Source organism: Mycolicibacterium flavescens (genome assembly GCF_001722335.1).
GTDB lineage: Bacteria > Actinomycetota > Actinomycetes > Mycobacteriales > Mycobacteriaceae > Mycobacterium > Mycobacterium flavescens.
This window is the reverse complement of the sequence record NZ_MIHA01000015.1, coordinates 127284-139618: the sequence shown is the minus strand read 5'-3', so window position 1 is coordinate 139618 and position 12335 is coordinate 127284. Positions and strand designations below refer to the sequence as shown.

At 69.6% G+C, this 12335-nt stretch carries 11 protein-coding genes; 5 read left to right on the top strand and 6 right to left on the bottom strand.

The window, feature by feature from the left end; translation table 11 throughout:
• Positions 1 to 145: 145 nt before the first annotated feature.
• Positions 146 to 1627, bottom strand: coding sequence for a glutamate-cysteine ligase family protein (locus BHQ18_RS19895; protein WP_069415358.1), 1482 nt, complete (start codon positions 1625 to 1627; stop codon positions 146 to 148).
• A gap of 112 nt (positions 1628 to 1739) precedes the next feature.
• Between BHQ18_RS19895 and BHQ18_RS19890 the strand changes: the two genes are divergently transcribed.
• On the top strand, positions 1740 to 2573 hold the full coding sequence (locus BHQ18_RS19890; RefSeq protein ID WP_069415357.1) for an MBL fold metallo-hydrolase: 834 nt from the start codon (positions 1740 to 1742) through the stop codon (positions 2571 to 2573).
• Positions 2574 to 2585: 12 nt separating this feature from the next.
• Complete coding sequence (locus BHQ18_RS19885) at positions 2586 to 3746, top strand: acyltransferase family protein (RefSeq protein WP_069415356.1); 1161 nt, start codon at positions 2586 to 2588, stop codon at positions 3744 to 3746.
• A gap of 106 nt (positions 3747 to 3852) precedes the next feature.
• Here BHQ18_RS19885 and BHQ18_RS19880 read toward each other — a convergent pair whose 3' ends face one another.
• Positions 3853 to 4644, bottom strand: coding sequence for a methyltransferase domain-containing protein (locus BHQ18_RS19880; protein ID WP_069415355.1), 792 nt, complete (start codon positions 4642 to 4644; stop codon positions 3853 to 3855).
• Between the two features lie 37 nt (positions 4645 to 4681).
• Here BHQ18_RS19880 and glpK point away from each other — a divergent pair, with 37 nt between their 5' ends.
• The gene (gene glpK / locus BHQ18_RS19875; RefSeq protein WP_069415390.1) at positions 4682 to 6199 is read left to right on the top strand and encodes a glycerol kinase GlpK; all 1518 of its coding nucleotides are present in this window, start codon (positions 4682 to 4684) and stop codon (positions 6197 to 6199) included.
• A gap of 7 nt (positions 6200 to 6206) precedes the next feature.
• Here the strand turns inward: glpK and BHQ18_RS19870 are convergent, their stop codons facing one another.
• Complete coding sequence (locus tag BHQ18_RS19870) at positions 6207 to 6728, bottom strand: PadR family transcriptional regulator (RefSeq protein ID WP_109789347.1); 522 nt, start codon at positions 6726 to 6728, stop codon at positions 6207 to 6209.
• Between the two features lie 75 nt (positions 6729 to 6803).
• Between BHQ18_RS19870 and BHQ18_RS19865 the strand changes: the two genes are divergently transcribed.
• A complete protein-coding gene (locus tag BHQ18_RS19865; protein ID WP_069415353.1) occupies positions 6804 to 8138 on the top strand; it encodes a carotenoid oxygenase family protein in 1335 nt (444 codons plus the stop codon).
• A gap of 85 nt (positions 8139 to 8223) precedes the next feature.
• On the opposite strand, the gene BHQ18_RS19860 is transcribed toward BHQ18_RS19865, so the two are convergent.
• Positions 8224 to 9066, bottom strand: a complete 843-nt coding sequence (locus tag BHQ18_RS19860) for an RDD family protein (protein WP_069415352.1) — start codon at positions 9064 to 9066, stop codon at positions 8224 to 8226.
• A 29-nt stretch (positions 9067 to 9095) separates the two neighbouring features.
• Here BHQ18_RS19860 and BHQ18_RS19855 point away from each other — a divergent pair, with 29 nt between their 5' ends.
• On the top strand, positions 9096 to 10088 hold the full coding sequence (locus tag BHQ18_RS19855) for a stage II sporulation protein M (RefSeq protein ID WP_069415351.1): 993 nt from the start codon (positions 9096 to 9098) through the stop codon (positions 10086 to 10088).
• Here BHQ18_RS19855 and BHQ18_RS19850 read toward each other — a convergent pair.
• Together BHQ18_RS19850 and BHQ18_RS19845 are read right to left on the bottom strand one after the other, a co-directional pair.
• Complete coding sequence (locus BHQ18_RS19850) at positions 10085 to 11407, bottom strand: DUF58 domain-containing protein (protein WP_069415350.1); 1323 nt, start codon at positions 11405 to 11407, stop codon at positions 10085 to 10087. The genes BHQ18_RS19855 and BHQ18_RS19850 overlap by 4 nt on opposite strands.
• Entirely contained in the window at positions 11407 to 12330 is a 924-nt protein-coding gene (locus BHQ18_RS19845) for an AAA family ATPase (protein ID WP_069415389.1), read from the bottom strand. Before BHQ18_RS19845 ends, BHQ18_RS19850 begins: the two co-directional genes overlap by 1 nt.
• Between the last annotated feature and the right edge of the window lie 5 nt (positions 12331 to 12335).

The window sequence follows — 12335 nt, the reverse complement described above, 5'->3', positions numbered from 1 at the left end:
GGGATTCGGACCGGCCACATGGTGTCGACGTTCTTCGAGATCTGCACGAGGGCTGTGAAACCGCGCTGGTAACGACCCTCAAGCAGATTTCGCGGCCCAGATGACCCATGACGATGTACTGCACCCGATTTAACGACTCACGACACTAGCTGCCCCAGGTGTGCACGGGCTCGTTGCTGTGCATCTGCTCGCCGTAGCGGCGCAGCATCTCGGCCAGCGCGGCGGGCCGGGCCAGGCCGTCGCGCTGCAGCGCGTGCACCGTGTCCACCTGCCAGGTGGCGCCGTTGCGGCCGGTCTTGGCGCGGCCCTCGATCACGCCGAGGTAGCGGTCGCGCACCTCGGCGGAGACCTCCCAGCGGCGCAGTCCCTCCTCGGCCATCGGCAGCAGCTGGCGCAGCACCAGTTCGTCGGGGGTGACCTCACCGAGCCCGGGCCAGTACATCCGCGCGTTCATCCCGTGCTGCGCGGCCTCGAGGAAGTTGTGTTTGGCCGCCGCGAAGCTCATCTTCGTCCACAGCGGGCGGTCCTCCTCGGACAAGGTGCGCAGCGCGCCGTAGTAGAAGGCGGCGTTGGCCATCATGTCGACGACGGTGGGCCCGGCGGGCAGGACACGGTTCTCCACCCGCAGGTGCGGGCGGCCGTGCACGACGTCGTACACCGGCCGGTTCCAGCGGTAGATGGTGCCGTTGTGCAGCCGCAGCTCGGCGAGCTTCGGGGTGCGGCCCTCGGCCAGTTCGCGGACCGGGTCCTCGTCGGACATCTCGGGCAGCAGCGACGGGAAGTAGCGGACGTTCTCCTCGAACAGGTCGAAGATCGAGGTGATCCAGCGTTCGCCGAACCACACCCGCGGCCGCACGCCTTGGGCCTTGAGTTCATCGGGCCGGGTGTCGGTGGCCTGGGTGAACAACTCGATGCGGGTCTCGGACCACAGTTCGTGGCCGAAGAAGTACGGCGAGTTCGCGCCGACCGCGAGCTGCGGGCCCGCCAGCACCTGCGCGGCATTCCAGTTCTGCGCGAAGTCGGCGGGCGAGACCTGCAGGTGCAGCTGCATGCTGGTGCACGCGGACTCCGGCGCGATCGACTCGGTCTGCAGGCTCAGCGGCTCGGGCCCGGCGATGTCGATCTGAATGTCCTCGCCGCGGGCGGTGAAAATCGAATCGTTGAGCGCCTGGTAGCGCGTCGACTCGCTCATCCACCGGCCGGCCAGGTGCTCGGGCATCAGCGTCGGCAGGATGCCGATCATCACGATGTGCGCGTCATGACGGTTGGCCTTGGCCTCGGCGGCGTTGAGGCTGGCGCGGACCTCGTCTTCCAGCTCGAGCGCCGCGCGGCCGGGCAGCCGCCGCGGCGGCACGTTGAATTCGATGTTGTAGGCGCCCAATTCGGTCTGGTAGGCCGGGTCGGCGATGGCCCGCAGCACCTCGGCGTTGCTCATCGCCGGCTGGTAGGCGGAGTCGACGAGGTTGCACTCGATCTCCATACCGGTCAGCGGCCGCTCGAAGTCGAAGCTCGACTGCGCCAGCATCGTCTCGAAGACGTCGAGGCACTGCTGGACCTTGCGGCGGTACTCGCGGCGATGCGCGCCGCTGAACTCGGTGCCCTTCAATTCCTCGCCCACACGCCCCATTGTCGGCGAGCGTGCGGGTTTGCACCCCGACACGCCGCGATTCGTCGACATTCGCGCACGTTCGCGGCCCGACGAGCGGGATAAACCGTCGCACCCGGGGTAGTCGGAGGCCATGGACGTCACTGTCACCTTCATCGGCACCGCGACCACGCTGATCTCCGGCGGCCGGGGTGGCGGCGATGAGCGCTCGCGCGAAGAGCAGATAACGCTGCTGACGGACCCGAACTTCCTGCACGAAGGCCAGCACGCCTACCTCGGCTACGGCCTGCTGTCCAAACGACTCAAGGGACCCGCGCTCGACATCGACCAACTGCCCGCCATCGACGCGGTCGTGCTGTCGCACATGCACGGCGACCACTGGGACCGGGTCTCGCAGAGCCGCCTCGACCACGCGTTGCCGGTGGTCACCACCCCGCACGCGGCGAAGCGGCTGATCCGCCGCGGCTTCGACCGGGCGCTGGCCCTGCAGACCTGGCAGCACCACACCATCACCAAGGGCGAGGTCACCGTGACCGTGACCGCGTTGCCCGGCCGCCACGCCCCCACGCCGGTCGACCGGTTCCTGCCGCCGGTGATGGGCAGCCTGATCGAGTTCAGCGACGGCACCAACCGCTGCCGGCTCTACGTCTCCGGTGACACGCTGATGGTCGACGAATTGCGGGAAATCCCAGTGCGGTTCGATTCGATCGACGTCGGCGTGCTGCACCTGGGCGGCACGCGGCTGCCGTTCGGCAGGCATCTGCCGTTCGGGCTGACGGTGACGATGGACGGCCGGCAGGGCGCCGACGTCGTCGAACTGCTCGACCTGCCGCGGATGATCCCGGTGCACTTCGACGACTACGGGGTGTTCGCGTCCCCGCTGTCGGACTTCGTCGAGGAGATGAAACGTCGCGGGCTCGCCGACCGGATCATCGAACTCGAGCGAGGTTCATCGGTGGTCGTCTAGAGCGGTGGTTCGATGGCCACCCGGCATACTGGCCGGGTGAGTTCGTCGCCGGGCGACGTCGACCAGGGTGGGCTCGAGCAGGTCTCGAGGGTCGACCGGGTCGCGTCGCTGACCGGTATCCGGGCGGTGGCCGCGCTGTTGGTGATGGGCACCCACGCCGCCTACGGCACCGGGGCGTATCACCGCGGCTACCTCGGAATGATGTTCGCGCGCATGGAGATCGGTGTCGCGATCTTCTTCGTGCTGTCGGGATTCCTGTTGTTCACCGGGTGGGTGCGGGCCGCGGCGACGGACGCGCCCGCGCCGAGGGTGCGCCGCTATGCCCGCAGCCGGGTGCGCCGCATCATGCCGGCGTATGCGGTGACGGTGCTGCTGGCCTACCTGCTCTACGAATTCCGCGACATCGACCCCAATCCCGGCCACCACTGGACCGGGCTGGTTCGCCACCTCACCCTGACCCAGATCTACGGCACACCGACCCTGCACCAGGGGCTGACGCAGATGTGGAGCCTGGCGGTCGAGGTGGCGTTCTACGCGGCGCTGCCCGCGCTGGCGTATCTGCTGCTGGTGCTGCTGTGCCGGCGCCGCTGGCGACCCGGTGTGCTTCTGGCGGGGTTGGCGTTGCTCGGCGCGCTGAGCCCGCTGTGGCTCGTCGTCCTCCACACCACCGACTGGCTGCCCGCCGGAGCCGGGCTGTGGCTGCCGCACTACCTGGTGTGGTTCGTCGGCGGCATGGCACTGACTGTGCTCGCGCGCACAGGATTTCGCTGCTACACGGTCGCCGCGGTGCCGTTGGCAGTGGTGACCTACCTGGTGGTGTCGACGCCGATCGGCGGGCGAATCGACGCGCCCGCACTCGATCTCGGCCAGGACGTGGTCAAGGTGATGTGCTACGCGGCGATCGCCACACTGGTGGTCGCGCCGCTGGCACTGGGTGACAAGGGTGTCTACTCCAGGATCCTGAGCAGCCGGCCGATGGTGTGGCTCGGCGAGATCTCCTACGAGATCTTCCTGTTACACGTCATCGTGATGGAGATCGTGATGGTGTCGGTGCTGGGCTGGCCCCTGTACACCGGTTCGGTGGTTGTGCTGTTCAGTGTGACACTCGCGCTGACGATTCCGGCCGCATGGCTGCTGCATCGGTTGACCCGACCGCGGACGCAACAGGTTTGACCGGCGTCTTCGCGGGTATGACCTTGACCGTGAAGCTGATCGGAACTCTGCTGGTTCGGCACCCGGGTCTGTACGACGTGCTCGATGCCCTCATCGAGTTCGGTTATCAGCGTTGGCCGTTCGGCCGGGACGCCTCGGCGTCGCCGCGCCGGGCCAGCACCACCTGAGGGCTGAACAGACCGCCGCGCAGGTCGACCTCGATCGCGGGGTCGGCGTATTCGGCCAGCGCCCGCAGCGCCGACGGGCTGTAGGTGCGCAGCGAGCTGATCACGCCGTCGTGCACGAAAGGCACCAGCGGCGCGAGTGGCAGCATCGTGGCCAACCGCGCCAGGTGCAGCAGCGACGGCGGCCGCGGCAGATCGATGATCAACAGCGTGCTCGCCACCCTCGTCCCTTCGGCGAACACCCGCGCGGCCGCCGACGGCGACAGGTGGTGAAGCGACAGCGCGAACACGGCCAGGTCGAACTCGCGGTCACCAGCGTCGATCGCGACGGCGTCCATCCGCCGGACCGTCGCGCGCGGGTGCGTCCCGAGCTCACCGGCGGCCATCGCCGCGACCGAGGAGTCGTCGACATCGGTCACCGTCAGCTGTGCGGTCGGATGCCAGTCGAGCAGCCTGCGCGACAGCCCGCCGTGGCCGGCGCCGAGTTCGAGGATCACCGGATCGGGCACGTCGGCCACCTCGGCCATGGCGATCTCGGCGAAGCGTGCGGTGTTGCCGAACCACTCACCGGTGCGCTCCAGGGCCTCGATCACCGCGCGCTTGCGCGCGCCGTCCGACGCGCTGTCGAGGTACTCGGGGCGATCGGTCTGCAACAACCGGTCCAGGCACGAGGCGTCGGGCCCGCCCCGCGGCATCCGTTCGATCTCAGCGGGCGCCCGTGTCATGTAGTCCATGATGGACGACGGACCGCCGACAAGAGGGGAGTGGACGTTGGCCGACTTCGTCGCCGCGATCGACCAGGGCACCACCAGCACGCGGTGCATGATCTTCGACCACGGCGGCGCCGAGGTCGGACGCCACCAACTCGAGCATGAGCAGATCCTGCCCAAGGCGGGCTGGGTCGAGCACAACCCCGTCGAGATCTGGGAGCGCACGGCGGCGGTGATCATGTCGGCGCTCAACAACACGAACCTGTCGGCCACCGACCTCGCCGGGCTGGGCATCACCAACCAGCGTGAGACGACGCTGGTGTGGAACCGCAAGACCGGGCGGCCGTACTACAACGCGATCGTGTGGCAGGACACCCGCACCGACCGCATCGCCTCGGCGCTCGACCGCGACGGCCGCGGCGACGTCATCCGCCGCAAGGCGGGTCTGCCGCCGGCGACGTACTTCTCCGGCGGCAAGCTGCAGTGGATCCTGGAGAACGTCGACGGGGTGCGCCGCGACGCCGAGAACGGTGACGCGCTGTTCGGCACGCCGGACTCGTGGGTGCTGTGGAACCTGACCGGCGGCACCCGCGGCGGCGTGCACGTCACCGACGTCACCAACGCCAGCCGCACCATGCTGATGAACCTGGAGACCCTCGACTGGGACGACGAACTGCTGGAGTTCTTCGGCGTGCCTCGGCAGATGCTGCCGCAGATCCGGCCGTCGTCGTGCCCGCAGCCGTACGGGACGACGCGCCAGGACGGGCCGGTCGCCGGGGAGGTGCCGCTGACCGGGATCCTCGGTGACCAGCAGGCCGCGATGGTCGGGCAGGTGTGTCTGGACGCCGGTGAGGCCAAGAACACCTACGGCACCGGCAATTTCCTGCTGCTCAACACCGGCGAGAAGATCGTCCGGTCGGACAACGGTCTGCTGACCACGCTGTGCTACCAGTTCGGCGACGCGAAACCCGTTTACGCGCTGGAGGGTTCGATCGCGGTCACCGGTTCGGCGGTGCAGTGGCTGCGCGACCAGCTCGGCATCATCAGCGGCGCTGCGCAGAGCGAATCGCTGGCCCGCCAGGTGGACGACAACGGCGGCGTGTACTTCGTGCCGGCCTTCTCGGGACTGTTTGCGCCGTACTGGCGTTCGGACGCGCGCGGCGCGATCGTCGGGCTGTCGCGGTACAACACCAACGCGCATCTGGCCCGCGCGACGCTGGAGGCGATCTGCTACCAGAGCCGCGACGTCGTGGACGCGATGGAGGCCGACTCCGGGGTGCACATGGAGGTACTCAAGGTCGACGGCGGCATCACCGCCAACGACCTGTGCATGCAGATCCAGGCCGACGTGCTCGGTGTGGACGTGGTCAAGCCCGTCGTCGCCGAGACGACGGCCCTGGGCGCCGCGTACGCGGCAGGACTGGCGACCGGTTTCTGGGAGAACACCGACGACCTGCGCGCCAATTGGCAGGAAGGCAAACGCTGGACCCCGCAGTGGAGTGAGGAACAGCGCGAGTTCGCCTACGCCGGTTGGCGCAAGGCCGTGCAGCGGACCCTGGACTGGGTCGACGTCGAGTGATCCCGGATCACCTGGCGTCGATGGCGTCGATCACCGAGCGGGCCCACTCGGCCTCCATCGCGTTGAGCCGCAGGCCGTAGTCGAGGGCGGCGAGCCCGTAGAACAAGCCGTCGTCGGGATTTTCGGAGACGATCTCGGTTCGCAACTTCTCGAGGCGGGCGATCTCGCCGTCGGCGCGGCCGGCCAACTCGGCGAGGTGTTCGCGGGCCTGCGACGGCGACACCTCGCCGAGAAGGAAGATCCGCAGCAGCCGCGGGCTGCGGAACGGCGGGTCGTCGGCCGGGTTGTTCACCCACCGCCGCAACTCGGCGCGGCCGGCGTCGGTGATGCGGTACTCCTTGCGCCCGCGCGGGCCGATCGCGGACACCTCGATCAACCCGCCGTCGGCGAGCTTGTTGAGCTCGCTGTAGAGCTGGCTCTGGGTGGCCGGCCAGACGTTGGCCATCGACTGCTCGAAGAGCCGCAACAGGTCGTATCCGCTGCCCGGCTGCTGCGCGAGCAGGCCGAGCGCCGCGATTCGCAAACTCACCCGCCGATGATAGCTCCACTCTTGACATGTCAGTTGTGACATGTCAGTGTCGGCCTATCGACGTGAGGAGCCACCATGACCGACACCACGGATTCCACCCTGTTCGGCACCGACAAGTTCTTCGAACGCGGCAACTACGCGCCCGTCCCCGATGAACTGACCGCCCACGACCTGCCGGTGCAGGGTGCGATCCCGGCCGAACTCGACGGCTGGTACCTGCGCAACGGGCCGAATCCGCGCCAGGCCAGCGCGCACTGGTTCACCGGCGACGGCATGATCCACGGTGTGCGGATCGAAGGCGGTCGGGCCAAGTGGTACCGCAACCGGTGGGTCCGCACCGAGAGCTTCATCGAGGACTTCCCGCTCTACAACGCCGACGGCACGCGGAACCTGCGCGCCAGCGTCGCCAACACCCACGTGGTCAACCACGCGGGCAAGACGCTGGCGCTGGTCGAGTCGTCGCTGCCCTACGAGATCACCAACGACCTGGAAACGGTGGGCGCCTACGACTTCGGCGGCAAGCTCGCCGACTCGATGACCGCGCACCCGAAGATCTGCCCGACGACCGGGGAACTGCACTTCTTCGGCTACGGCAACATCTTCGCCCCGCACGTCACCTATCACCGCGCGGACGCCGACGGGAACCTGACGGTCAACCGTCCGCTCGACGTGCCGGCGCTGACGATGATGCACGACTTCGCGCTCACACCGTCGTACGCGATCTTCATGGACCTGCCGATCGTGTTCGACCTCGACATCGCGATGAAGGGCGGCGACGACATGCCGTACCGCTGGGACGACGACTACGGCGCCCGGTTCGGCCTGCTGCGCCGCGACGACCCGTTCGGCGAAGTCCGGTGGTTCGACATCGACCCGTGCTACGTGTTCCACGTCGCCAACGCCTACGAAGTCGGCAATACCGTTGTGCTGCAGGCAGTCCGCTACCCGGAGCTGTGGCGGAACAACGGCGGGTTCGAGGCCGACGCGGTGCTGTGGTCGTGGACGATCGACCTGGCCACCGGCGCGGTCACCGAGCGTCAACTCGACGACCGCGCGGTCGAGTTCCCCCGCATCGACGACCGGTTGGCGACGCTGCCCGCCCGGTACGCGGTCACCGTCGGCGACGCGAAACTCGTGCGCTACGACCTGAGCACCGGAGACTCAGTCGAGCACGCCTTCGGCACCACCGACGCGCCCGGCGGCCCCGGCGAGGCGGTGTTCGTGCCGTCGACGTCGGGACCGGCCGACGAGAGCAGCGGCTGGTACCTCGGCTACGTCTACGACCCGGCGCGCGACGGCAGCGATCTGGTGATCATCGACGCCACCGACTTCGCCGGGCCGCCGGTCGCCAGAATCCAGCTACCCCAGCGTGTTCCGTACGGCTTCCACGGGAACTGGATCCCCGCCTGAGCGCGCGCGGTAGCTAACCCCGTGCGCACGGCGACCGGCGTCCTGGGCGCCGCGCTGATGCTGGTCGGCCTGCAGATGTGGTGACTCATCCCGGCGGGGCGAAACCGCCCGGCGACGGCGCCGGTGCGGGACTCGAGGGCGGTGGCGCGCTCGGCCACTGCGGCGGCTGGGGGGCGGGCCCCTGCAGGCGGGCAAGTTCGCGGCGGTGCCGCTCGGCGAGCACCGCGGCGAGCACGAGTTGCGGCGGCGCACCCGGGGGCGGCGGCGGTGAGATCTGCGCGACGACGTCGGAGGCGATCCGGTAGGCCATCTGATCGCGCACCGTGGGTTCCAATTGCCCGGCGCGGGTGAGGTATTGGCGGGCCAGCTCGGCCTGTTCGGCGCGAAGCCCGGACAGCTGCAGCGACGACGCCCACCAGGCCAGTTGCGGCGGCATCGGCGGCGGGGCCGGAATTCGCGGTGCGCGTTCGCTGATCACGATGGTGCCCGCGAAGATGTCGCCGAGGCGTTTGCCTTTCGGGGAGAGCAGGCTGCAGATCACTGCCGGTCCGCCGGTGAGCAACCAGATCTCCACCACCCCGGCCAGAGCGCGAAAGAAGGCCTGGCGGAATCGTTCCGGCCCGCCGTCCTCGGACACCACCCGCAGCCCCATCGCCATCTTGCCCAGCGAGCGCCCCCGGGTGGCCGTCTCGAAGATCAGCGGATAGCCCAGCAGGGTGAGCGCGGTGAAGATGGTCAGGATCGCCGCCGAGAGCGCGGTGTCGAACTGGGTGAGCGTCAGCGTGTAGAGCAGCACGCCGGTCACATACAGCAGCACGACGACCGTGACGTCGATCAGCGCCGAGACCGCGCGCACCGGCAGTTGGGCGATCTGGATGTCGAGGACCACCGCGTCACCGGTCACCACGGGTTCCTGCTGGCGGGCCATAGGCATCCACGCTACTAGGATCCGAAGGCGTGGATGTCGACGCGTTCGTGCTGACGCACCGCCCCACCTGGGACCGGCTCGAAGAGTTGGTCAAGCGGCGCAAACACCTGACCGGCGCGGAAGTCGACGAACTGGTCGACCTCTACCAGCGGGTCTCGACGCACCTGTCGGTGCTGCGCACCAACTCCACCGACGGGGCGCTCGTCGGCCGCCTCTCGGGCCTGGTGGCGCAGGCGCGCTCAGCGGTCACCGGGGCGCACGCACCGCTGTGGCGTGAGTTCGCCCGCTTCTGGACCGTGTCGTTCCCGGTGGTGGCCTACCGCGCGCGATGGTGGTGGCTGAGCACCGGCGCGGCGTTCCTGGTGCTGTCGGCAGTGATCGCGGTGTGGGTGGCGGGCAGCGCGGAGGTACGCGCCACCATCGGCACCCCCGACGAGATCGACCAGTTGGTCAACAACGACTTCGCGTCGTACTACAGCGAGCATCCCGCAGCGTCGTTCGCGCTGCAGGTGTGGACGAACAACGCGTGGATCGCGTTGCTGTGTCTGGGTTTCGCGGTGGTGCTGGGGATCCCGATTCCGTACATCCTGTTGCAGAACGCCGCCAACCTCGGGGTCAACGCCGGGCTGATGTTCGGCGCGGGCAAGGGCGACATCTTCCTCGGCCTGATCACCCCGCACGGTCTGCTCGAGTTGACCGCGGTGTTCGTCGCCGCGGGTGCCGGGATGCGGCTGGGGTGGACGGTGATCTCGCCGGGGCACCGGCCGCGCGGGCAGGTGCTCGCCGAACAGGGCCGCGCGATCGCGGCGGTGGCCGGCGGCCTGGTCGCGATGCTGTTGATCTCGGGGCTGATCGAGGCGCTGGTGACGCCGTCGCCGCTGCCCACCGCGGTCCGCATCGCGATCGGCGTGGCCGCCGAGGTCGGCTTCTTCGTGTACGTGTTCGTGCTGGGCCGCCGCGCCGCCCGTGCGGGTGAGTCCGGTGACCTCGAGGACGCACCGGACCTGGTGCCGACCGGTTAGAGCCGCCCGGTCGCCTTCAGCGCCAGGTAGTGGTCGGCCAGCGCCGGCGCGAGGTCCTCGGGCGCAGCGTCGACGATGTCGACGCCGCGGCGCCGTAACCGCGACGCCAGCTCGGCGCGTTCGTTGCGGCTGCGCTCGGCCGCACCCGCGTTGTAGACCTGCGGTGCGTCGGCGCGGCCCGCCGCGAGATCGGCCACCCGCGGATCGGCGACCGCGGCGATCAGCACGCTGTGCCTGGCGGTCAGCTGGGCCAGCACGGTCATCAGCCCCTCGTCGAGCGCCGAGGCGTTGAGGTCGGTGAGCAACACCACCAGCGCGTGCCGCCGGACCCGCCGCTGGACGGCGGCGACCATCGCGGCGGCGTCGGACTCCACCAGCGCCGGTTCGATCGGCGCCATGGCCTCGACCAGGCGGGCCAGCAGTTCGGCGCGCGAGGCGTTGACCACCCCGGCCCGCAGCACCTGGTCGTGGGCCAGGAAGTCGACGTGGTCGCCGGCGCGCGACGCCAACGCCGCCAGCAGCAGCGCGGCGTCCATCGACCAGTCCAGCCGCGGCCATCCCGACGGGTCGTCGGTGGTGGGGTCCACACCGACGCGGCCGGCCGAGGTGCGGCCGGTGTCGAGCACGATGACGACCCGCTGATCGCGTTCGGGGCGCCAGGTGCGTACCACCACGTCCGCGCGCCGCGCCGACGCGCGCCAGTCGATCGAGCGCACGTCGTCGCCGATCACGTATTCGCGCAGCGAGTCGAACTCGGTGCCCTGACCGCGGATCAGCACCGGTGTGGTGCCTTCGAGCTCCCGCAGCCGGGCCAGCCGCGCCGGGAGATGCTTACGGGACAGGAACGGTGGCAGCACCCGCACCTGCCACGGCACCCGGTGCGACCTCTGCCGGCCCGCGATGCCCAGCGGCCCGATCGACCGCACGGTGACCGCCGCGGACTCCTGATCGCCGCGCCGCAGCGGGTACAGCGTGGTGGTCAACGAAACCCGTTGACCCGGATCAACTTTCACCGGGTGGGTGCGCGGTTCGGCGCGCGCGCTCGGCGCCCACGCGTCGCGGATCACCCCACGCACCCGCCGCGACCCCGTGTTCTCGACGAGCAGCACCGCGTCGACCCGCTGACCGAGCCGCGCGGTGACGTCCCCGGACCGCGTGAACGTCAGCCGCCTGGTGCTGCCGGCAAGCGCCGCGTCGAACCCGACGAGCAGCGCCAGACCGGCCAGCAGCGCGACAAAAGTGGTTGCGGGCCAGGGTGACACCGTGATCGGCAGGACGCAGAGTCCTGCGACCAGCGCGGCCCGCCCGGTGAGAACCACTACCGCGGCACCGGCACTGCCGCGAGGATGCCGTCGAGCACACCGTCGGGCGTGGCGCCCTCGAGTTCGGCCTCGGGCCGCAGTTGGATGCGATGCCGCAGCGTCGGCCGGGCCATCGCCTTGACGTCGTCGGGGGTGACGTAGTTGCGGCCCGACAGCCAGGCCCACGAGCGGGCGGTGCCCAAAAGCGCTGTGGCTCCGCGCGGTGAGACACCCAGCTGCAGCGACGGCGAATTACGGGTCGCGGCAACGAGGTCGACGATGTAGCCGAGTACCTCCTCGCCCACGAGGACCTGCTGGACGGCCTCGCGGCCGGCGTTGAGCTCCGCGACACCGGCGACCGGCTGCACGGTCGACAGGTCCCGCGGGTCGAATCCGGCGACGTGGCGGTCCAGGATCGCGATCTCCTGCTCACGGTTCGGCAGCGGGACGTGCAGTTTGAGCAGGAACCGGTCCAGCTGCGCCTCCGGCAGCTGGTAGGTGCCTTCGTATTCGACCGGGTTCTGGGTGGCGGCCACGATGAACGGTTCCGGCAGCAGGCGGGCCTCGCCCTCGACGCTGACCTGACGCTCCTCCATCGCCTCCAGCAGCGCCGCCTGGGTTTTCGGCGGCGTGCGGTTGATCTCGTCGGCGAGCAGCAGGTTGGTGAACACCGGGCCCGAGCGGAACTCGAATTCGGCTGTGCGGGCGTCGTAGATGAGCGAGCCGGTGACATCGCCGGGCATCAGGTCGGGAGTGAACTGCACCCGCTTGAAGTCCAGAGCCAGCGCGGCGGCGAGCGTGCGCACCAGCAGGGTTTTGGCGACGCCGGGCACCCCCTCGAGAAGCACGTGGCCGCGGCACAGCAGCGCGATGACCAGCCCGCTGACCACGGCGTCCTGGCCGACGACGGCCTTGGCGATCTCGTCGCGCAGCGCCAGCAGCGCGG